Here is a 21,220-nt window from a genome sequence, read left to right as displayed (position 1 = left end):
GCCGGTCCCGCCGTCTCGCCCGCCCCGTATCCCTCTGCCCGGAGCGCTGCCGCGCCCGAGCCGAAGGCCGGGCCGAGGCCCGAGTCCGAGCCCGTGGCGGGGTCCGCCGCGTGGCCCTCCGGTGCGCCCGAGCCGAAGATCCCGGCCAGGCCCGCCCCGGCCCGACCCCGGTCCCTCGCCCAGCCGCTCCCGCCTGAGCGTCCGATGCCCGCCGCGCCCGGAGCGCCGGCCGAGACCCCGGCGGAGACCACGACCCGGCTCCGGCCCGTACGGGACCACCGCACCGTCCAGGGGCCGGGCCCGGGCCTGCCCCAGGCCCCCGCGCCCGCCCCGCGACCGATCCCCGCGCCCCGCCCGCCGCACGCACACGTACACGCCCCGCGCCCGGCGCCCGCCGCCGCGCCCCCGTACGCGTACGACCCCTGGGCCCTCGGCGGCGAGACGCCCGCCGAGACGACCACCCGCCTCCGGCCGATCCGGGACCGCGACCCCCGCCGGACCGTGGCCGCCGCGGCCTGCGGCATCCTCGCCCTCGGGCTGATCGGCGGCGCCGTCGCGGGCGCGGTGCTCGCGGGCAGCGGCGCCGGGGAGCCCACCGAGCCGCGCGGCTACGAGCAGGCCCGCGCCCTGTGGCACGACGTCCCCGTCGACACCCTCTTCCCGCAGACCCTCGCCGGGCCCGACGCCGGCCCCGGCGGCGCCGACCGCACCTGGACCCGGATCGTCGTCGCCCCCGACGCACCCTGCGGCCCCACCACGCTGCCCAAGGCCCTGAACACCACCCTCGGCACCATCGGCTGCGAGCGCGTCCTGCGCGCCACCTACACCGACGCCACCTCCTCCCACGTCATCACCGTCGGGCTCGTCTTCACCCAGGCAGACCCCGCCACCATGCGCACCCTCGGCTCCCGCGCCGTCGACGAACCGGCGCCGGCCCTGTCCGGCCCCGGCACCGTCGCCGCCGGATTCGGCGACAAGCAGCGCGGCGGCTGGTGGCGGCACGTCCTGCCCGACCTGCCCGTCGTCGTCACCGCCGTCTCCGGCTTCGCCGACGGGCGCGCCGTGGCCGAACCCGAGCCCGCCGACCGGGCCATGACCGCCCGGCGGACCACCGACGTGGCCCAGGCCGGCCTCGGCCACGAGGCCAAGGGCGTCGCCGACGCCGTCGAACGCGCCCTGCGCGGCACCGTCGCCGCCGCCGTCGAGGAGGAGCAGCGGTGATCCCGCGCCCGCGCCGCCGCCCCCGTACCACCGCGGCCGTCGCCACGCTGCTCGCCGCCGCGTTCACCGTCCTCCCGGCGACGACCACGCCCGCGTACGCCGACACCATCCGAGCCCGCCAGTGGGGCCTGGACGCCCTGCACACCGGCAAGGCCTGGCAGACCACCCGCGGCACGGGCATCACCGTCGCGGTCCTCGACACCGGCGTCGACGCGACCCACCCCGACCTGGCCGGCTCCGTGCTCCCCGGCACCGACCTCGTCGGCTTCGGCGCCGGGCGCGGCGACCGCGCCTGGGCCCGGCACGGCACCGCGATGGCCGGGATCATCGCCGGGCACGGCCACGGGCCCGGTGGCCAGGACGGAGTCCTCGGCGTGGCCCCGAAGGTCCGCATCCTGCCGGTGCGGGTGATCCTCGAAGGCACCGACAAGGCGCGCGACAAGGCCCGCAAGACCCGCGGCACCGCGCTCGCCGAGGGCATCCGCTGGGCCGCCGACCACGGCGCCGACGTCATCAACCTCTCCCTCGGCGACGACTCCGAGTCCGCGCACCCGGACGCCGGCGAGGACGCCGCCGTCCAGTACGCCCTGGGCAAGGGCGTCGCCGTCGTCGCCTCCGCCGGCAACGGCGGCGAGAAGGGCGACCACATCTCGTACCCCGCCGCCTACCCGGGTGTCATCGCCGTCGCCGCCGTCGACCGCTACGGCACCCACGCCTCCTTCTCGACCAGCCGCTGGTACGCCACGGTCAGCGCCCCCGGCGTCGACATCGTCATCGCCGACCCCGACCGCCGCTACTACGAGGGCTGGGGCACCAGCGCGGCCGCCGCGTTCGTCTCCGGCGCCGTCGCCCTGGTCCGGGCCGCGCACCCCGATCTGACGCCCGGGCAGATCAAGCGGCTGCTCGTCGACACCGCGCGCAGCCGCCCCAAGGACGGGCGCAGCGACGAGAAGGGGTACGGGACGGTCGACCCGGCCGCCGCGATCGAGGCGGGCGCGAAGCTGAAGGGTGCCGACCCGAAGACGGCCGTCGCCGGCTACACCGGCCGCTACTTCGGCCCCGGCCCGCAGCCCGCCCCCGAGGAGTCCCACCCCATCGGCCTGCTCGCCCCGCTCGCGGGCGGCGCGGGCGTGCTCCTGCTCGCCGCGGCGGCCCTGCTGTGGCGGGGCGCCCGAAACCCCTCGGGCCGGGGCGCGCGCCGCTGAGCGGTCCCGGGCGGGCGCGCTCGGCGAGTGGTGCCGGTGGTGTTCGTCGGCGGGTGGTGCTCCGCGAGTGGTCCTGGTGAGTGTGGTGCAGGCGGCGTGTGCCTGGCGGGAGGCGCGGGGGAGAGGCGCCGACGAGCGGGCCCCGCGGGCGCTGCCCGCGAGCGGGCGCCGGGCAGCGGGGGGCGTCCGGCCCGGGTCAGGCGGCCCTGTGTCCGGCGGTTAGGCTCGGCATGTGGCCCTGAAGAACATCCCCGACCATCTCTATTCCGACGACGACGGCACCGCCGACCCGGCGCTCGCCGCGGCCCTGGCGGCCTGGGCGGAGGACCGAACGGCCCACGGGCCGGTCCTCGCCGCCCTGAAGGACGCGCGGCTGCTCGTGCCCGTCGTCGCCGTCCTCGGCGAGGTCGAGGTGGACCCCGAGACGGGGCTCAAGCGCGAGAAGACCAGCGACATGGCCGTGCCCACGCTGAACGCGGGCGACCGGCGGGCGCTGCCCGCCTTCACCTCGATGCACGCGCTCCACCGGTGGGACCCGGGTGCCCGGCCGGTCGCCGTCCCGCTGCACCAGGCGCTCGCCGCCCTCCTCCACGAGAAGGCCGACACCCTGCTCCTGGACGTGGCGGGCCCGGTGCCGTACCAGGTGACAGGCCAGGCCCTGCTCGCCCTCGCCGAGGGGCGCACCAGCACCGACCCGCTGGACGACCCGGCGGTACGGGACGCGGTCCGCGCCGCCGTCGCCGCCGAGCCCGCGGTGCTCCGCGCCCACCTGGGCCCCGGCACCGCCGACGGCACCCTCGCCCTGGTCCTGGCCGAGGACGCGGCCCCGGCGGAGGCCGCCCAGCGCGTGGCCCGCGCCCTGGCGGCCGACGAAACACTGAGGGCCCGCCTGGTGCGCGGCCTCGACCTGGCACTCCTGCCGGCCTCGGCGACGCCTCCTGGCGAGCCCTTCTACGTACGGGACTGACTAGCCGTAGACCGGGCCCGTGTACTTCTCGCCCGGGCCCTGGCCCGGCTCGTCCGGGACGAAGGAGGCCTCGCGGAAGGCGAGCTGGAGGGACTTCAGGCCGTCGCGGAGCGGGGCCGCGTGGAAGGAGGAGATCTCCGTCACGCCGGCGTCGAGCAGGCCCGCGAGGGCGTGGATCAGCTTGCGGGCCTCGTCGAGGTCCTTGTGCTCGTCGCCCTCCTCGGTGAGCCCCAGCTTCACCGCCGCGGCGCTCATCAGGTTGACGGCGACCGTGACGATCACCTCGACCGCCGGCACCTCCGCGATGTCGCGGGTCATGGCTGCGAAGTCGGGGGACTCGGTGGATTCGGGGGACTCGTTCAGGGGCGTCTCGCTCATGCCCCCAACCCTAAGGGGGCGCGCGGTTCGCGCCGACCGCCGGGTCCTGCTAACCTTGGGTGACGACCGGCTGGACACCTGCGTGCCCGGCCCACAAGTGGAGGCTCCGATCTCCCACCTGGCCGCCCTCACGGGTGGCGGGTCACCGGTCAGGTGGCGCCCATCGTTCCGTACGGACGATGGAGCCGCCCGATGTGCGCCCCGCGATGGCTCGCGGCGGTGCTCCGGTTTCATTGGAGCCCCGCCTGTGTCCCGTCCCGGGGCATTTTTGATGCATCGGCTCGGTTGGTCTCGACACAGTTCTACCCAGACGTGCCCGTCCGCCAGGCGGTCGCGTGGTGCTACCGAGGAGGATCCATCAGCGCCGAGCCCCGCATCAACGAGCGGATTCGCGTTCCCGAGGTGCGTCTTGTCGGCCCCAGCGGCGAGCAGGTGGGCATCGTCCCCCTTGCCAAGGCCCTGGAGCTCGCGCAGGAGTACGACCTCGATCTGGTTGAGGTCGCGGCGAACGCCCGTCCGCCCGTGTGCAAGCTCATGGACTACGGGAAGTTCAAGTACGAGTCGGCCATGAAGGCCCGTGAGGCGCGCAAGAACCAGGCGCACACGGTCATCAAGGAGATGAAGCTCCGGCCGAAGATCGACCCGCACGACTACGACACCAAGAAGGGTCACGTCGTCCGGTTCCTCAAGCAGGGTGACAAGGTCAAGATCACGATCATGTTCCGTGGTCGTGAGCAGTCCCGGCCCGAGCTCGGTTACCGACTGCTGCAGCGCCTCGCGGAGGACGTTCAGGAGCTTGGCTTCATCGAGTCCAACCCGAAGCAGGACGGCCGGAACATGATCATGGTTCTCGGTCCTCACAAGAAGAAGACCGAGGCCATGGCCGAGGCCCGCGAGGCTCAGGCCGCGCGCAAGGCCGAGCGCCAGGGCGGTTCGTCCGAGGCGCCCGCCGCCGCGGAGGCCCCGGCCGAGGAGGCTTCGGCCGACACGTCGGCCGAGAACGCCGAGGCGTGATCCCGAGGGGCTGCCGGCCGGCAGCCCCGGGGCTCCGCCCGGAACCACCAAACGAAGAATTGACGCTCCCGGATGCCCGGTGCCCGCACCGGGGGGAGCGCCACTGACGAGGAGAGAACGGCGCCATGCCGAAGAACAAGACGCACTCCGGTGCCAAGAAGCGCTTCAAGGTCACCGGCTCCGGCAAGATCCTGCGGGAGCGCGCCGGCAAGCGCCACCTGCTCGAGCACAAGTCGTCCAAGCTGACGCGTCGCCTCACCGGCAACGCGGAGATGGCCCCGGGTGACACCGCCAAGATCAAGAAGATGCTGGGCATCTGACCCTGATCTCCCGCCCCGGCCGCTAGAGCCGAAGGCATCCGGCACAGACCGGGACCCATCCGTTTTCCGGGTCGTGTGAACACACCACGGCCCCGCTACAAGGAGTTAAGAAGTGGCACGCGTCAAGCGGGCAGTCAACGCCCACAAGAAGCGTCGGGCGATCCTCGAGCAGGCCTCCGGCTACCGCGGTCAGCGTTCGCGCCTGTACCGCAAGGCCAAGGAGCAGGTCACCCACTCGCTGGTCTACAACTACAACGACCGCAAGAAGCGCAAGGGCGACTTCCGTCAGCTGTGGATCCAGCGCATCAACGCCGCTGCCCGCCTGAACGGCATGACGTACAACCGCCTCATCCAGGGTCTGAAGGCCGCCAACATCGAGGTGGACCGCAAGATCCTGGCCGAGCTCGCCGTCAACGACTCCAACGCGTTCGCCGCGCTGGTCGAGGTCGCGCAGAAGGCCCTCCCGGCCGACGTCAACGCCCCGAAGGCCGCCGCCTGATCTTCCAGGCCGCAGTACTTCTGCCCGGACCCGCAGGCCTCGCGCCTGCGGGTCCGGCGCGTTGAGCGCCCTGTCGCCATCGCCCCACCGCCGCCGTACCCGACGAGACAGAGACAGAGAGCCGCAGGCACATGTCCACCCCCGAGCTGATCTCCCCGCGTTCGCCGCGCGTCGTCGCCGCCCGGCGGCTCGCCAAGCGCAATTTCCGGGGCAAGGACCGCCTCTTCATCGCCGAGGGCCCGCAGGCCGTCCGCGAGGCCGTCGAGCACCGCGGCTCCACCGGCGAGCCCACCCTCGTCGAGCTCTTCACCACCGTCGAGGCCGCCGAGCGCTACGCCACGATCGTCGACGCCGCCCGCGCCTCCGGCGCCCGCGTCCACCTCGCCTCCGACGCCGTCCTCGCCGAGGTCTCCCAGACCGTCACCCCGCAGGGCCTGGTCGGCGTCTGCCGCTTCCTGGACTCGCCGTTCGAGGACATCCTCGCCGCCCGTCCCAAGCTGGTCGCCGTCCTCGCGCACGTCCGCGACCCCGGGAACGCCGGCACCGTGCTGCGCTGCGCCGACGCGGCCGGCGCCGACGCCGTGATCCTCACCGACGCGTCCGTGGACCTCTACAACCCCAAGTCCGTGCGCGCCTCGGTCGGCTCCCTCTTCCACCTCCCGGTCGCCGTCGGCGTCCCCGTCGAGCAGGCCGTCGCCGGCCTCAAGGACGCCGGGGTGCGCATCCTCGCCGCCGACGGCGCCGGCGAGGACGACCTCGACGACGAGCTCGACGCCGGCACCATGGGCGGCCCCACCGCCTGGGTCTTCGGCAACGAGGCCTGGGGGCTGCCCGAGGAGACCCGGGCGCTCGCCGACGCCGTCGTACGCGTCCCGATCCACGGCAAGGCGGAGAGCCTCAACCTCGCGACCGCCGCCGCCGTGTGCCTGTACGCCTCCGCGCGCGCCCAGCGCACCCGCACCACCGGCTGACACCGGCCGACCCTCCACCTGACGGCCTTTCGACTAGTAGGGTGATCGCGGGGCCCACTGCGGTACAGGGAGGGGTGGGATGACGGGGATGACGGTCGGTACGGGCAGTCCCGCACAGACACGGAGCGCCGCGCCGCCCGCGCCCGAGCCCCCACCCGCGCCCGATCCGGCGGCGCCCCCCGCCGTCCCCGAGCCGCGCCCCGCGCCCGGGGCCGCCGCGTACCGGAATCCGGGCAGCCCGTCCCGTACGGACCAGGGATCAGGATCCCGTACGGACCAGAGCCCGGGCGCCGCCCCCGCCCCTGGCCCCGGCCTCGGGATCGACCCCGACGACCTGCCCGACGGGCTCGTCGTCGCCGACGAGACCGGGCGGGTCGTCTGCTTCAACGCCGCCGCCGGGCGCATCACCGCCGTCCCGCCCGCCGCCGCCCTCGGCCGGCCGCTCGACGAGGCGCTGCCCCTGGAGGACCTCAAGGGCGCCCGCTGGTGGACGCTGACCGACCCGTACGGCGGGCTCGCCACCCGCCGCGGGCAGCCCGAGCGGAATCTGCTGCTGCCCGGCGGGCGCGAGGTCCTGGTCTCCGCCCGTTACGTCCGGGCGCACCCCGGCGGCCCGGTGCGCCGGGTCGTGGTGTCGCTGCGCGGCACCGACGCGCGGCGGCGCAGCGAGCGCAGCCACGCCGAGCTGATCGCGACGGTCGCGCACGAGCTGCGCTCGCCGCTCACCTCCGTGAAGGGCTTCACCGCGACCCTGCTCGACAAGTGGGAGCGGTTCACGGACGACCAGAAGCGCCTGATGCTGGAGACCGTGGACGCCGACGCGGGCCGCATCAAGCGCCTGATCGCCGAGCTCCTCGACATCTCGCGGATCGACTCCGGGCGCCTGGAGGTGCGCCGGCAGCGCGTGGACATCGCCGCGGCCGTCGGCCGGCACGTCCACGCGCACGTCACCGGCGGGCAGTCCCCGGACCGCTTCTTCGTCCGGATCCGGCCGGATCTGCCCGCGCTGTGGGCCGATCCCGACAAGATCGACCAGATCCTCGGCAACCTGCTCGAAAATGCGGTGCGCCACGGGGAGGGAACCGTCACCATCGAGGTGGCACCCACCACGGCGGCGGGCGACGGCGAGAAGGGGACGGAGGTCACCGTGAGCGACGAGGGCCCCGGCATCCCCGAGGAGTCGATGGGCCGCGTCTTCACCCGCTTCTGGCGGGGCAGCAAGCGCGGCGGCACCGGGCTCGGCCTCTACATCGTCAAGGGCGTCGTCGAGGCCCACGGCGGCACGATCACCGTCGGACGCGGTCCCCGTGGCGGGGCCGAGTTCCGATTTATCCTGCCCGTCGGCACCCCGGCCCACCTCCTCTGACGTCTCACCCAGCGAGACCTTCCAGACTCAGGAGCCGTCCGGCCCGCCCACGGGCTCATTCGCGTCCCCTCACCCCGCTAGACTCGACCTTTGGCACGTTTGCGCCCTTGACGTCGAGCTCGGGGGTCGCCCAGCCAAGCCAACGGAAGCACGGGAAGAGATGTCGGCACCCAATAAGTCGTACGACCCGGTCGAGGTCGAGGCCTTGAAACCGGAAGAGATCGAGCGCATGCGGGACGAGGCGATCGCCGCCTTCGCCGCCGCAGGCGACCTCGACGCGCTCGCCCACGCGAAGACGGCGCACACCGGCGGCACCTCGCCGCTGGCGCTCGCCAACCGCGAGATCGGCGCCCTGCCCCCGCAGGCCAAGGCCGCCGCCGGCAAGCTCGTGGGCCAGGCCCGCGGCGCCGTCTCCAAGGCCCTGGCCGCCCGCCAGGCCGAGCTGGAGGCCGAGCGCGACGCCCGGGTCCTCGTCGAGGAGGCCGTCGACGTCACCCTGCCGTACGACCGTGTCCCGGCCGGTGCCCGCCACCCGCTGACCACACTCATGGAGCGCGTCACCGACGTGTTCGTCTCCATGGGCTACGAGGTCGCCGAGGGCCCCGAGGTCGAGGCCGAGTGGTTCAACTTCGACGCCCTGAACTTCGTGCCGGACCACCCGGCGCGCCAGATGCAGGACACCTTCTTCGTCCAGGGGCCGGAAGGCACCACGGGCGACGAGTCCGGCGTCGTACTGCGCACCCACACCTCGCCGGTCCAGGCCCGCACCCTCATCGACCGGGAGCCCCCGGTCTACGTGGTGTGCCCCGGCCGCGTGTACCGCACGGACGAGCTCGACGCGACCCACACCCCGGTCTTCCACCAGATCGAGCTGCTGGCCGTCGACGAGGGCCTGACGATGGCCGACCTCAAGGGCACCCTGGACCACATGGTCCAGGCGCTCTTCGGCCCGGACATGAAGACGCGGCTGCGCCCGAACTTCTTCCCGTTCACCGAGCCGTCCGCCGAGATGGACATGCTCTGCTACGTCTGCCGCGGCGCGTCCGTCGGCAACCCCGACCGCCCCTGCCGCACCTGCGGCAGCGAGGGCTGGATCGAGCTCGGCGGCTGCGGCATGGTCAACCCGAAGGTGCTCGTCGCCACGGGTGTGGACCCCGAGAAGTACAGCGGATTCGCCTTCGGGTTCGGCATCGAGCGGATGCTGATGTTCCGCCACAACGTCGAAGACATGCGAGACATGGTCGAGGGTGACGTCCGGTTCACCCGGCCGTTCGGGATGGAGATCTGATGCGGGTCCCGCTTTCCTGGCTGCGGGAGTACGTCGACCTGCCGGCGACGGAGACCGGCCGTGACGTACAGGCCAAGCTCATTTCGGCCGGCCTCGAGGTCGAGACCGTCGAGCAGCTCGGCGCGGGCCTCACCGGCCCGCTGGTGGTCGGCAAGGTCCTCACCATCGAGGAGCTGACCGAGTTCAAGAAGCCGATCCGCTTCTGCACGGTCGACGTCGGTCAGGCCAACGGCACCGGCGAGCCGCAGGAGATCATCTGCGGCGCCCGGAACTTCGCCGAGGGCGACAAGGTCGTCGTGGCCCTGCCCGGCGCCGTGCTGCCCGGCGACTTCCGGATCGCCGAGCGCAAGACGTACGGCAAGGTCTCGCGCGGCATGATCTGCTCGGGCGACGAGCTCGGCATGGGCGACGACGGCTCGCACGGCATCATCGTGCTGCCGCCGGAGCACGAGGTCGGCACCGACGCCACGGTCCTCCTGGAGCTGTTCGACGAGGTCCTCGACATCGCCGTCACCCCGGACCGCGGCTACTGCCTCTCCATCCGTGGTGTCGCCCGTGAGGTCGCCACCGCGTACGGGCTGCCGCTGCGCGACCCGGCGCTGATCGACGTGCCCGCGCCCAACGCGTACGGCTACCCGGTCCAGATCGCCGACTCCCTCGGCTGCGACCGCTTCACCGCGCGCACGGTCACCGGTCTCGACCCCGAGGCCCGCTCGCCGATCTGGCTGCAGCGGCGTCTGCAGAAGGTCGGCCTGCGCCCGATCTCGCTCGCCGTCGACATCACCAACTACGTGATGATGGAGCTCGGCCAGCCGCTGCACGCCTACGACCGCACCCGGATCGACGGCCCCATCGGGGTCCGCCGCGCCGCCACCGGCGAGAAGATCACCACGCTCGACGGCGTCAAGCGCGTCCTCGACTCCGGGGACCTGGTCATCACCGACAACCGCGGGCCGATCGGCATCGCGGGCGTCATGGGCGGCGCCGACACGGAGATCGCCGACCCGGTCACCGACCCCGAGACCGGCGTCGTCACCGGCACCACCGAGGTCGTCATCGAGGCCGCGCACTTCGACGCGATCTCGATCGCCCGCACGGCCCGCCGCCACAAGCTGCCCTCCGAGGCGTCCAAGCGCTTCGAGCGCGGTGTCGACCCGATGGCCGCGGCCGCCGCCGCGCAGCGCACGGTCGACCTGCTCGTGCTGCTCGCGGGCGGCACCGCCGAGGCCGGTGTCACCGAGGTCGTGGCCCCCTCCGCGCCCCGCACCGTCACCATGCCGGCGAACCACCCGGACAAGGTCGCGGGCGTCGACTACGGCCGTGAGACCGTCGTCCGCCGCCTCCAGGAGGTCGGCTGCGACGTCTACGGCCAGGACGAGCTCGTCGTCACCGTCCCGTCGTGGCGTCCCGACCTGTACGTGCCGAACGACCTCGCCGAGGAGGTCATCCGCCTGGAGGGTTACGAGAACCTGCCCTCCACGCTGCCCAAGCCCCCGGCCGGCCGCGGCCTCACCGAGCGCCAGCGCGCCCACCGCCGGGTGGGCCGCGCGCTCGCCGGCTCCGGCTACGTCGAGGCGCTGAACTACCCGTTCATCGGCGAGCAGGTCTTCGACCAGCTCGGCCTGGACGCGGACGACGCCCGCCGCCGGGTCGTCAAGCTGGTCAACCCGCTGTCCGACGAGGAGCCCGCGCTCCGCACGACGCTGCTGCCGGGCCTGCTCGGCGCGCTGCGCCGCAACGACGGGCGCGGCAGCCACGACCTGGCGCTCTTCGAGACCGGTCTGGTGTTCCGGCCCACCGAGGGCCAGCCGGGCGTCGCCGTCCGGCTGCCCGTCGACCACCGCCCGAGCGACGAGGACATCGCCCGCGTCAACGCCGTGCTGCCCGAGCAGCCGCGCCGCGCCGCCGTGGTCCTGGCCGGCTCCCGCGAGCAGGCCGGCTGGTGGGGCAAGGGCCGCCCGGCCGACTGGGCCGACGCGATCCAGGCGGCCCGCACCATCGCCGCCGAGACCGGCACGGAGCTGCTGATCGACGCCGACCAGCACGCCCCGTGGCACCCGGGCCGCTGCGCCTCCTTCCATGTCGTCATCGACGGCGAGAAGGTCCTCGCCGGTCACGGCGGCGAGCTCCACCCGCGCGTGGTCAAGGCGCTCGGCCTGCCGGCCCGCACCTGCGCGATGGAGCTGGACCTGGACGTCCTGGAGCGCGCGAGCGAGGGCCCCCTGAAGGCCCCGCGCATCTCGGCCTTCCCGGTCGCCACCCAGGACGTCGCCCTGGTCGTGGACCAGGACGTCCCGTCCGCCACGGTCGAGCGGCACCTGGCCGCCGGCGCGGGCGAACTCCTGGAGTCCATCCGCCTGTTCGACGTCTACACCGGCGACCAGGTCGGCGAGGGCAAGAAGTCCCTGGCCTACGCCCTCCGCTTCCGCGCCCCCGACCGCACCCTGACGGTCGAGGAGGCCACGACGGCCCGCGACGCCGCGGTCGCCGCGGCCGCGGAGCACACGGGCGCGGTGCTGCGCGGCGCCTGACCGCGGGAGTGACACGGAAGGGGCCCTGCCCCGGGTGACCGACCCGGGGCAGGGCCCCTTCCGCGCACCCGCCGTGCACCGGACTCCCGTACCTGGGACTCCCGTACCTGGGACTCCCGTGCACCGGACTCCCGTACGGGCACCCTGACGGTTGCTCACTCCTTCGGGTGAGATCTCCGGGGGAGGGTGTCCCCGGTCCGTGGCGGGTCGCGAGAATCGACGCGGCCACAGGGGCGGGCCTGTGTGCCGCAGGGTCTTCGGGCGCTGGCGGGCCTCGGGAAGGGCCGTGGATGTTCCGTGACAAGGGCCGTGACAGGGCAGTGGTTGCCGAAGGCACCCGGCTGAGGCGGATCGGTCCGCCGGCGGCCTCCGCCGGCTGGGGCCTCCTCGCCGTCGCCTGGCGGTTGTGGTGTCCGCTGGCCAGAGCACCCGGGCTCCCGATACGGGTGGCCACCGGCCTCGTCTTCCTGAGCGTCGGCGCCGGGCTCGTGCTCGCGGTGCGGAGCGGGCCCGTACGGGAGCTGGCGCGGGTGCGGGCCGTGGCCGATGCCACGCAGCAGGTGCTGCTGCGCCCGCCGCCGGCGCGGCTCGACGGGCTCGCGGTGGCGGCCGGGCAGCTGTCGGCGTCGCGGGGCGCGGTGGTCGGCGGCGATCTGTACGAGGCGGTGGCCACGCCGTACGGGGTGCGGATCGTGATTGGGGACGTGCGCGGACACGGGCTCGCCGCGCTCGGCGCGGTGGTCGCCCTGCTCGGGAGCTTCCGGGAGGCCGCCCATGACGAGGCCGAACTCGCGGGTGTGCTGCGGCGGTTGGAGCGGGCGCTCGGGCGGCATCTGTGCGAGCGGGTCCGTGCGGAGCACCCGGCGCGGTCCGGGCGGGCGCCCGAGCATCCGGCGGCCGAGGAGTTCGTGACCCTGCTGCTCCTGGAGATCCGGCCCGGTGGGGAGGTCCTGGTGCTCGACTGCGGGCACCCCGGCCCGTACCGGATCGCCGGCCGCCGCGTGGAGCCCGTACCCGTCGGTGAACCGCTGCCCCCGCTCGGCGCCTTGCCGCTGCCCGCCGAACTCGTCCCGCATTCCGCGGGCCGGCTGCTGCCGGGCGAGACCCTGGTCCTCCACACCGACGGCGCCGAGGAGGCCCGGGACCGCCGGGGCCGGTTCTTCCCGCTCGCCGTGGTGCTCGCCGCAGCCGCCGGCGAGGCGCCGGCGGCGCTCGTCCGGCAGGTGCACACCGCCCTGCTCCGGCACACGGGCGGCCGGCTTGCGGACGACGTGGCTCTGTTCGTCGTCCGCAACGACCGGGTACGGGTACCGGCGCAGCCCGCCGAACCCGGGCTGCGCCGTACCCGGCCCGCGCCCTCCCCGCACTAGACGGTCCTTTCCAGTGAGACAGGGGAGCAGGTGGCCGGCGCCGCCCGCGCTGCCACGGAGTGTCGGGCAGATCAGCAGCACGGACGACGCGCGGACCGGGCGACCGCACTGTACGAGGGGGAGCCGGCGGCCCGGTCCTCACCTTTCGGCGAGAAAGCCAAGTCAACCCGTACCGGGGCGACTTCGACACCGTGCACGGAGCGGAGGAACGAGCACTTCATTCACACCCCGTGCGAAAGCGCCCCTTAACGGGTCCTGTCCGGATCGGCGGAACATGGCCGGACAGGCCCTAGTCTGAGCGCACCGAACCACCGGAGCGGTCCCATGCACCCCAACAGCCTCCTCGACGCGATGCTCGCCGAAGCGGGCATCTCCAACGCCGGCCTCGCCGCCCGGGTGAACCAGGCGGGCCGGGCCCGAGGTCTCACCCTGCGCTATGAACACACCGCGGTCGCCCGCTGGTTGAAGGGGCAGCGGCCGCGCGGCCAGGTGCCCGATCTGATCTGCGAGGTGCTCGCCGGGCGGCTGCACCGCGCCCTCACCCTCGACGACATCGGCCTCGGTGTGCCGGGCGCGCCGCTCCCGGCGCCCGGCAGCCCGCTCTCCGGTTTCGTCGAGCGGGCCACCGCGCTCTGGCGCTCCGACGAGCAGCTCCGCCCGCATGTCCTCGGCGCGCCCGCCGTGACCGGCACACCTGCCGTGATGCCGGTGTGGGAGTGGGAGAACCCGCCGGAGGATGCCGATGTCTCGCGGCCCGGCGGCACCCGTGTCTCGGACGCCGACGTGTCGATGCTGGCCGCGGCCCGGGCGCACTACGAGCAGATGTACCGGAAGGCCGGCGGCATGGCCACGCGCGCCCGGATCGTCGGCTTCCTCACCACCGAGACCGCCCCGCTGCTCCGCGGCGCTTACGGGGACGCGCTCGGGCGGCAGTTGCACCGGGCGACCGGGGGCCTGGTGGCGGTGGCCGGGATCTGCGCGTATGACTCCGACGCCCACGGGCTCGCCCAGCGCTACTTCCACCAGGCGCTGCGGCTCGCGAAGGCGAGCGGCGACCGCGGGCTCGGCGCCTATGTGGTCGCCCTGCTCGTCAACCAGTCGCTGTTCATGGGGGAGTACCGGCAGGCGGTGGCGTTCGCGGAGGCCGCGCTGCGCTCGGCGCACCGGGAGATCACGCCCGCGCTCGCCGCCGATCTGACGGCGATGCAGGCGAAGGCCTACGCGCATCTCGGCGACGGCGCGGCGGCGCTGGCCCGGATCCGCCGGGCGGAGGAGGAGGCGGAGCGGATCACCCCCGGCAGCGAGCCGGCCGAGACCGGTTACGTCCAGCCGGGCCTGGTCAATGTGCAGGTCGCCGAGGCCTTGCTCAGTCTGGGTGAACTGGACGCGGCCCACCGGCACGCGGCGGCCGCGGTCGGCACCCCGGCCCATGACCGGGGGCGGGTGCACCGGCTCGCGATGCTGTGTCAGATCGAGCTGAGGCGGGGCGAACCGGACCGGGCGGCGCTCACGGCGGTGGAGATGACCGAGCGGGCCCGCGGCATGGAGTCGCGTCGGCTGCGGGACCGGCTGCTGGTCGTACGGGAGGAACTCCGCGCGAGCGGGGGCGCGGACGCGCGCCGGGCGGCCGACATCGTCGACAGTGCGCTGCGCGTGCCCCTGTGAGCTCGTTCTTGCGACCTGGTCGCAGCTGCGATATTGCCACCAAGTAATCACCGACCTGTCGAAGGCTGTCGGAAGGTGGCAGAAACGTGCAGTGGACGAAACTGAACGAACAGCCCGTGTATGAGAACCGCTGGTTCCGGGTCAACCTCGCGGACGTCGAACTCCCCGACGGCCGCCGCCTCGACCACTATCTGATCCGGCTCCGCCCCGTCGCCGCCGCCACCGTCGTCAACGCCGCCGACGAGGTCCTGCTGCTCTGGCGCCACCGCTTCATCACCGACAGCTGGGGCTGGGAACTGGCCGCCGGCGTCGTCGAGGACGGCGAGGACCTCGCCGCCGCCGCGGCCCGCGAGATGGAGGAGGAGACCGGCTGGCGCCCCGGACCGCTGCGCCCGCTGCTCACCGTCGAGCCCTCCAACGGCCTCACCGACGCCCGCCACCACCTCTACTGGGCCGAGGAGGCCACCTGGACCGGGCCGCCGCAGGACGCCTTCGAGTCCTCGCGCGTGGAATGGGTGCCGCTCAAGCTCGTGCCCGACATGGTCGCCCGCGGCGAGGTCCCGGCCGCCGGCATGGCCGCCGGGCTGCTGATGCTGCACCACCTGCGGCTGGGATGAGCCGCGAAAAGGCGGACGGCCCGTACCTGTGCGGTGTACGGGCCGTCCGGAGGTACTCCCGGGGTCTCAGGAGTACGTCTTGGGGGGGCTCCCGGGGGAGCGCGCCGTCAGGAGTACGGGTAGAAGCCGGAGCCGGTCTTGCGGCCCAGGCGACCCGCGTCCACCATGCGCTGGAGCAGCGGGGGAGCGGCGTACAGCGGCTCCTTGTACTCCGCGTACATCGAGTCGGCGATCGAGGCGATGGTGTCCAGACCGATCAGGTCCGACAGCTTCAGCGGACCCATCGGGTGGGCGCAGCCGAACTCCATGCCGTTGTCGATGTCCTCGCGGCTCGCGATGCCGGACTCGAACATCCGGATCGCGGACAGGAGGTACGGCACGAGCAGCGCGTTCACCACGAAGCCGGAGCGGTCCTGGGCGCGGATCGCGTGCTTGCCGAGGGTCTTCTCGGCGAACAGCTGGGCCCGGCTGATCGTGCCCTCGGAGGTGGTGAGGGCGGGGATCAGCTCGACGAGCTTCTGCACCGGCGCCGGGTTGAAGAAGTGGATGCCGATGACGTTGTCGGGGCGGGAGGTCGCCACGGCCAGCTTCACCAGCGGGATGGAGGAGGTGTTCGAGGCCAGGATGGCGTCCGGCCGCGTGACCACCTGGTCGAGGACCTGGAAGATCTCGGTCTTGACCTGCTCGTTCTCCACGACGGCCTCGATGACGAGGTCGCGGTCGGCGAACTCGCCCAGGTCGGTCGTGAAGCTGAGCCGCGCGAGCGTCGCGTCGCGCTCCTCCTCGCTGATCTTGCCGCGTTCGGCGGCCTTCGCGAGCGAGTTGTAGAGCCGCGTGCGGCCGATCTCCAGTGCCTCGCCGGTGGTCTCGGCGACCTTCACCTCGAGTCCGCTGCGGGCACACACCTCAGCGATGCCCGCGCCCATCTGGCCGCAGCCCACCACTCCGACGCGCTCAATGTCGGCCATGGAGTCCGTCACCTCGTGCCTTTCGCTCTCTGCTGGCGGCGGAGGGCCCGTGTGATTCCGGTGCGCGTCCGCCTCGACTCCACGACGTTACTCCCGACACGCCCGATGATCGATCGTTCTGGGCCAGGCATGCTGTCCGATGGGCTGTGACGTATCCGATAGCGAGGGGTGACAAATGCCACCGATCGGTAGAAGAGGGTTCATGACGGGTGCGGCCCTGACCGCGCTGGGTCTGCAGTCCGGGGACGTCTCCACGGCGGCGGAGGCCGCCGGCCGTCCCGAGCGGTCACGGAGACGCGACGGCGAGTTCCGCGGCATGTGGATCGCCACCATCACCAACCGCGACTTCCCGTCCCGGGCGGGGCTGACCGCCGCCGAACAGCGCGCCGAGCTCGTCGCCTGGCTCGACCTCGCGGTACGGCGCCGGATGACCGCCGTCATGCTCCAGATCCGGCCCTCGGCCGACGCCCTGTGGCCCTCGCCGTACGAGCCCTGGGCGCAGTGCCTCACCGGCGTACAGGGCCGGGACCCCGGCTGGGACCCGCTCGGCACGGCGGTGGCCGAGGCGCACGCGCGCGGACTGGAACTGCACGCCTGGTGCAATCCGTACCGGGTGGCCGGCCATGCCGACCCGCAGCGGCTCGCCCCGGACCATCCGGTGCGGCGGCACCCGGACTGGGCGCTGGTCCACAACGGACGGATGCTCTACAACCCGGGTCTGCCCGAGGTCCGGCGGCATGTGCAGGACGCCATGCTCGACGCCGTACGCCGCTACGACATCGACGCGCTGCACTGGGACGACTACTTCTACCCGTATCCGGTGGCCGGGCAGGTCGTCGACGACGACGCGGCCTTCGCGCGGTACGGGACCGGCTTCACCGACCGGGCGGCCTGGCGGCGGCACAACACCGATCTCCTCGTCTCCGAGATGGCGGCCCGGATCAGGGCGGTCAAGCCGCAGGTGGCCTTCGGCATCAGCCCGTTCGGCATCTGGCGCCACCAGTCGACCGACCCGGCCGGCTCCGCCACCCGCGCGGGCGTGCAGACCTACGACGACCTGTACGCCGACACCCGGCGCTGGGTCCGGGAAGGCTGGATCGACTACGTCGTCCCGCAGCTCTACTGGAACATCGGGTTCCCCAGTGCCGACTACGCGGAGCTCGTGCGCTGGTGGGACGGGGTCGCGCGCGGCACCGGGGTGAGCCTGTTCATCGGCGAGGCGCTGTACAAGGTCGGCGACCCGGCTCAGCCGGAGGCGTGGCGGGACCCGCGGGAACTCGTCCGTCATGTGGAGCTGGCCCGCTCGTACGAGAACGTCGGCGGGCATGTCTACTTCGCGGCCCGCGAGGTCGCGAAGGACCCGCTGGGGGCGCTCACCGCCGCCCTCGACGCCTAGAGTCCGTCCGGATCGACGCCTAGGGTCCGTCCGGATCCGGATGTCTTCCCTCGCGGCCCCTGGCCGGGGGCTCACCAGCCCCCGGTCTCACTGACCTCCGGCCCCCCCGGTCTCACTGGCCTCCGGTCTCCGGGTGGTGGCGGACCGTGGTGTCGGGGCCTGGCAGCACCACGGCCTCGTGGCCGTCGTCGTCGAACTTCACGCGGAACGGGGGGTTGCCGTTCTCACCCATGACCTGAACGACTTCTGCCGTACGCTCGTGCTGGCCGACCGTACGGCCGTGCACGACCAGCTTGTCGCCCTTGGACGCACGCATCGGTTCCTCCTGGCGCTCGCGGCTGGGCTTCCCTACTCGGAGTCTACGTCTGCCATTGTGACCTGCGTCTCAGCTCTTCGCCCGCTGGGTCACCGCGATGCAGACCAGGACGCCGACGGCGGCGAGCGGGGCGGCCGGGGCCAGTTCCTCACCGAGCACCGTGACCGACCAGAAGAGCGTGAGCAGCGGCTGGGCGAGCTGGAGCTGGCTGGCCCGCGGGATGCCGATCCGCGCCATGCCCCGGTACCAGACGTACAGGCCGAAGAAGGTGGAACCGGCGGCCACCCAGACCAGGCCGGCGACGCCGTGCACGGTGAGGTGCACCGGCTCGTACGCGAGGGCCACGGCAGCACCGGCCGCCGTCAGCGGCAGACAGAGCACCAGCGCCCAGCCGATCACCTGCCAGCCCGGCATCAGCCCGGCGAGCCGGCCGCCCTCGGTGTACCCGGCGGCGCACACGAGCAGCGCGCCGAAGAGGTAGAGATCGCCCGTGGACAGGGCGCCGCCGCTCTGCTGCACCGTGAAGGCGAGCACCACGGCGGCTCCCGCGAAGGCCGCGACCCAGAAGGTACGGGAGGGGCGGCGGCCGGTGCGGACGGCCGCGAAGGCCGCGGTGGTGAGCGGCAGCAGGCCCACCACCACGGCGGCGTGCGAGGTGGTGGAGGTCCGCAGGGCCAGGGTGGTCAGCAGCGGGAAGCCGACAACCACGCCGCCCGCGACGACCGCGAGCCCGGCCCAGTGGCGCCGGTCCGGCAGCGGTACCCGGCCGGCGAGCAGGAAGACGCCCGCGATCAGCGCGGCGAGCACCGAGCGGACGGCGACGAGGGACCAGGGGCCGAAGCTCTCCAGGCCCCACACGGTGGACGGGAAGGTGAGCGAGAAGGCGAACACGCCGAGCGCGGCGAGCAGAGTGCCGGTGCGGTCGGGGCTCGTGCGCTCGGTGGAGGGGGCGGCCGGGGAGACGGCCGGGGAGACGGCCGGGGAGACGGCCGGGGAGACGGCCGGGGAGGCGGCCGGGGAGGCGGCCGGCCGGGAAGCGGTGACCGCTATCGTGCTCGAACCGATAGCGCTATTCTGTGCTCTCATGCACGAGCGTAGCAGTGTCGCCGAACTGGCGGGATCCCTGAAAGCAGAGCTCGACCGCTACTCACCCGGAGAGAAGCTGCCGTCGAGCCGTGCCCTCGTCGAGCGCTACCGCGTCTCCCCGGTCACCGTCACCCGCGCCCTCGCCCAGCTCGCCGCCGAGGGCCTCGTCGTCACCCGCCCCGGCGCCGGCGCCTACCGGGCCGAGCCGCGCCCCGCGACCCCGGCGACCGGCGACACCTCCTGGCAGGAACTCGCCCTCAGTGCCGACTCCGCCACCGAACTCGTGCCGCGTGCCGTCGACGCCTCCGGCGTCCTCGTCACCCTCGCCGCGCCCCCGCCCGGCGTCGTCGAGTTCAACGGCGGCTACCTCCACCCCGCCCTCCAGCCCGAGCGGGCCCTCGCCGGCGCCCTCGCCCGGGCCGGCCGCCGGCCCGGCGCCTGGGGCCGCCCGCCCACCGACGGACTGCCCGAGCTGCGCGCCTGGTTCGCCCGCGAGATCGGCGGCGGCGTCACCGCGGCCGAGGTCCTGGTCACCGCCGGCGGCCAGTCCGCCCTCACCACCGCGCTGCGCGCCCTCGCCCCGCCCGGCACCCCCGTGCTCGTCGAGTCGCCCACCTACCCCGGCATGCTGGCCGTCGCCCGCGCCGCCGGACTGCGCCCGGTCCCGGTGCCCACCGACGCCGACGGCATCCGCCCCGAACTCCTCGAAGCCGCCTTCCGCGCCACCGGCGCCCGCGTCCTGGTCTGCCAGCCGCTGTTCCAGAACCCCACCGGCGCCGTCCTGTCCGACGCGCGCCGGGCCGCCGTCGTACGGATCGCCCGCGCGGCCGGCGCCTTCGTCGTCGAGGACGACTTCGCCCGCCGTCTCGTCCACGCCGACGCCCCTCCGCTGCCGCCCACGCTCGCCGCCGACGACCCCGACGGCGTCGTCGTGCACGTCTGCTCGCTCACCAAGATCACCTCGGCCAGCCTCCGGGTCGGCGCGCTCGCCGCCCGCGGCCCGGTCCTCGAACGCCTCCGCGCCATCCAGGTCGTCGACAGCTTCTTCGTACCCCGCCCGCTCCAGGAGGCGGCGCTCGAACTCGTCGGCTCCCCGGCCTGGAACCGGCATCTGCGCGCCGTGTCCGAGGAGCTGAAGCGCCGCCGGGACACCCTGACGGGCGCGCTCGCGCTGCACCTGCCCGAACTCGCCCTGCCGCACGTGCCGTCCGGCGGCTACCACCTGTGGCTCCGGCTCCCCGACACCCTCCCGGAGACGGCCCTGCTGCCCGCCGCCCTGCGCGCCGGCGTCGCCGTCGCCCCCGGCCGCCCCTACTTCTGCGCCGAGCCGCCCGCCGGGCACATCCGGCTGAGTTTCGCGGGTGTCGCGGGCCCCACGGAGATCGCCGAGGGGGTGCGGCGGCTGCGTATCGCCGTCGACGAGGCCGGCCGCCGGGACCTGTCCGGTGCCTGACGGCCGGGGGCGGGCCGGTGCGTGCCGCGCCCGTACCGGCGGCAAATCCACCTGACACGGGACGGCGGCCCCTGGCAGCCTTCGCCCATGACCGACACCACCGCCCCGGCCACCCCCGCCGCGCCTGTCATGCACGGGTCGTACGAGATCTCGGCCGACCCCGCCCGCCTCGACCCGGCCCGCATCCACCACTGGCTGTCCACCGACACCTACTGGGGGACGGGCCGACCTCGGGAGAAGCAGGACGCGGCCATCGCCGGCTCGCTCAACTTCGGCGCGTACGACACGGAGAGCGGCGCCATGGCCGCCTACGCCCGCGTCGTCACCGACTACGCCACCTTCGCCTGGCTCTGCGACGTCTACGTCGACCGCCCCGCCCGCGGCGCCGGACTCGGCACCGCGCTCGTCACCGCCGTCCGCGACCACCTGGAGCCGTACGGGCTGCGCCGCATCCTGCTCGCCACCGACGACGCGCACGGTGTGTACGAGAGGATCGGTTTCACGCCACTGCAGAATCCGGACAAGTGGATGGCTCTCGGACTGCACTGAGCACGCGCCCCCGCCGATCCGGCATATGACCCCTTGACCT

20 protein-coding genes are annotated in these 21,220 nt (G+C 73.8%); 16 read left to right on the top strand and 4 right to left on the bottom strand.

The annotated features are described in order from the left end of the window. Positions 1–204 precede the first annotated feature (204 nt). From AB0C73_RS21675 to AB0C73_RS21665, 3 genes are all read left to right on the top strand, one after another. Positions 205–1,221 (top strand): hypothetical protein, encoded by a 1,017-nt coding sequence (locus tag AB0C73_RS21675; protein ID WP_362532454.1) that lies wholly within the window; start codon positions 205–207, stop codon positions 1,219–1,221. Further along, the gene (gene mycP / locus AB0C73_RS21670; RefSeq protein ID WP_362532499.1) at positions 1,221–2,426 is read left to right on the top strand and encodes a type VII secretion-associated serine protease mycosin; all 1,206 of its coding nucleotides are present in this window, start codon (positions 1,221–1,223) and stop codon (positions 2,424–2,426) included. Before AB0C73_RS21675 ends, mycP begins: the two co-directional genes overlap by 1 nt. Positions 2,427–2,658: 232 nt before the next feature. Then, complete coding sequence (locus AB0C73_RS21665) at positions 2,659–3,393, top strand: SseB family protein (RefSeq protein ID WP_362532451.1); 735 nt, start codon at positions 2,659–2,661, stop codon at positions 3,391–3,393. Here AB0C73_RS21665 and AB0C73_RS21660 read toward each other — a convergent pair whose 3' ends face one another. After that, a complete protein-coding gene (locus AB0C73_RS21660; RefSeq protein ID WP_362532448.1) occupies positions 3,394–3,771 on the bottom strand; it encodes a DUF1844 domain-containing protein in 378 nt (125 codons plus the stop codon). It lies immediately after the preceding gene. A gap of 312 nt (positions 3,772–4,083) precedes the next feature. On the opposite strand from AB0C73_RS21660, the gene infC reads away from it, so the two are divergent. The 10 genes from infC (at position 4,084) to AB0C73_RS21610 (ending at position 15,412) form a co-directional block, all read left to right on the top strand. After that, on the top strand, positions 4,084–4,785 hold the full coding sequence (gene infC, locus AB0C73_RS21655) for a translation initiation factor IF-3 (protein ID WP_362532446.1): 702 nt from the start codon (positions 4,084–4,086) through the stop codon (positions 4,783–4,785). Between the two features lie 125 nt (positions 4,786–4,910). After that, positions 4,911–5,105, top strand: a complete 195-nt coding sequence (gene rpmI, locus AB0C73_RS21650; protein ID WP_030691942.1) for a 50S ribosomal protein L35 — start codon at positions 4,911–4,913, stop codon at positions 5,103–5,105. 112 nt (positions 5,106–5,217) lie between these two features. Continuing rightward, a complete protein-coding gene (gene rplT / locus AB0C73_RS21645) occupies positions 5,218–5,604 on the top strand; it encodes a 50S ribosomal protein L20 (RefSeq protein ID WP_225799578.1) in 387 nt (128 codons plus the stop codon). Between the two features lie 131 nt (positions 5,605–5,735). Further along, positions 5,736–6,575, top strand: coding sequence for an RNA methyltransferase (locus tag AB0C73_RS21640; protein WP_362532444.1), 840 nt, complete (start codon positions 5,736–5,738; stop codon positions 6,573–6,575). Between the two features lie 88 nt (positions 6,576–6,663). Next, positions 6,664–7,941 carry an ATP-binding protein gene (locus AB0C73_RS21635; protein ID WP_362532496.1) on the top strand — a complete coding sequence of 426 codons (1,278 nt, stop codon included), beginning with the start codon at positions 6,664–6,666 and terminating at the stop codon, positions 7,939–7,941. Positions 7,942–8,101: 160 nt separating this feature from the next. Then, positions 8,102–9,229, top strand: coding sequence for a phenylalanine--tRNA ligase subunit alpha (pheS, locus tag AB0C73_RS21630; RefSeq protein WP_362532441.1), 1,128 nt, complete (start codon positions 8,102–8,104; stop codon positions 9,227–9,229). Beyond that, the gene (gene pheT / locus AB0C73_RS21625; RefSeq protein ID WP_362532439.1) at positions 9,229–11,760 is read left to right on the top strand and encodes a phenylalanine--tRNA ligase subunit beta; all 2,532 of its coding nucleotides are present in this window, start codon (positions 9,229–9,231) and stop codon (positions 11,758–11,760) included. Before pheS ends, pheT begins: the two co-directional genes overlap by 1 nt. Before the next feature lie 290 nt (positions 11,761–12,050). Beyond that, a complete protein-coding gene (locus AB0C73_RS21620) occupies positions 12,051–13,130 on the top strand; it encodes a PP2C family protein-serine/threonine phosphatase (RefSeq protein WP_362532436.1) in 1,080 nt (359 codons plus the stop codon). Positions 13,131–13,454: 324 nt separating this feature from the next. Further along, a complete protein-coding gene (locus AB0C73_RS21615; RefSeq protein WP_362532434.1) occupies positions 13,455–14,795 on the top strand; it encodes a transcriptional regulator in 1,341 nt (446 codons plus the stop codon). An 86-nt stretch (positions 14,796–14,881) separates the two neighbouring features. Next, entirely contained in the window at positions 14,882–15,412 is a 531-nt protein-coding gene (locus AB0C73_RS21610; protein ID WP_362532432.1) for an NUDIX domain-containing protein, read from the top strand. A gap of 107 nt (positions 15,413–15,519) precedes the next feature. Here AB0C73_RS21610 and AB0C73_RS21605 read toward each other — a convergent pair whose 3' ends face one another. Beyond that, positions 15,520–16,380 carry a 3-hydroxybutyryl-CoA dehydrogenase gene (locus AB0C73_RS21605; protein ID WP_362532429.1) on the bottom strand — a complete coding sequence of 287 codons (861 nt, stop codon included), beginning with the start codon at positions 16,378–16,380 and terminating at the stop codon, positions 15,520–15,522. A gap of 202 nt (positions 16,381–16,582) precedes the next feature. Between AB0C73_RS21605 and AB0C73_RS21600 the strand changes: the two genes are divergently transcribed. Then, positions 16,583–17,776 (top strand): family 10 glycosylhydrolase, encoded by a 1,194-nt coding sequence (locus tag AB0C73_RS21600; protein WP_362532428.1) that lies wholly within the window; start codon positions 16,583–16,585, stop codon positions 17,774–17,776. 112 nt (positions 17,777–17,888) lie between these two features. Here the strand turns inward: AB0C73_RS21600 and AB0C73_RS21595 are convergent, their stop codons facing one another. Together AB0C73_RS21595 and AB0C73_RS21590 are read right to left on the bottom strand one after the other, a co-directional pair. Next, on the bottom strand, positions 17,889–18,092 hold the full coding sequence (locus tag AB0C73_RS21595) for a DUF1918 domain-containing protein (RefSeq protein ID WP_362532425.1): 204 nt from the start codon (positions 18,090–18,092) through the stop codon (positions 17,889–17,891). A 69-nt stretch (positions 18,093–18,161) separates the two neighbouring features. Beyond that, a complete protein-coding gene (locus tag AB0C73_RS21590; RefSeq protein ID WP_362532422.1) occupies positions 18,162–19,178 on the bottom strand; it encodes a DMT family transporter in 1,017 nt (338 codons plus the stop codon). On the opposite strand from AB0C73_RS21590, the gene AB0C73_RS21585 reads away from it, so the two are divergent. After that, complete coding sequence (locus AB0C73_RS21585; RefSeq protein ID WP_362532420.1) at positions 19,177–20,631, top strand: PLP-dependent aminotransferase family protein; 1,455 nt, start codon at positions 19,177–19,179, stop codon at positions 20,629–20,631. The two genes, AB0C73_RS21590 and AB0C73_RS21585, sit on opposite strands and share 2 nt — an antisense overlap. 87 nt (positions 20,632–20,718) lie before the next feature. Continuing rightward, positions 20,719–21,180, top strand: a complete 462-nt coding sequence (locus AB0C73_RS21580) for a GNAT family N-acetyltransferase (RefSeq protein WP_362532418.1) — start codon at positions 20,719–20,721, stop codon at positions 21,178–21,180. The last annotated feature ends 40 nt before the right edge of the window (positions 21,181–21,220 follow it).

The organism is Streptomyces sp. NPDC048623 (genome assembly GCF_040650755.1).
Classification (GTDB): Bacteria; Actinomycetota; Actinomycetes; order Streptomycetales; family Streptomycetaceae; genus Streptomyces.
Note: the sequence above shows the minus strand (reverse complement) of the source record. Positions and strands in the feature narration are given on the sequence as shown.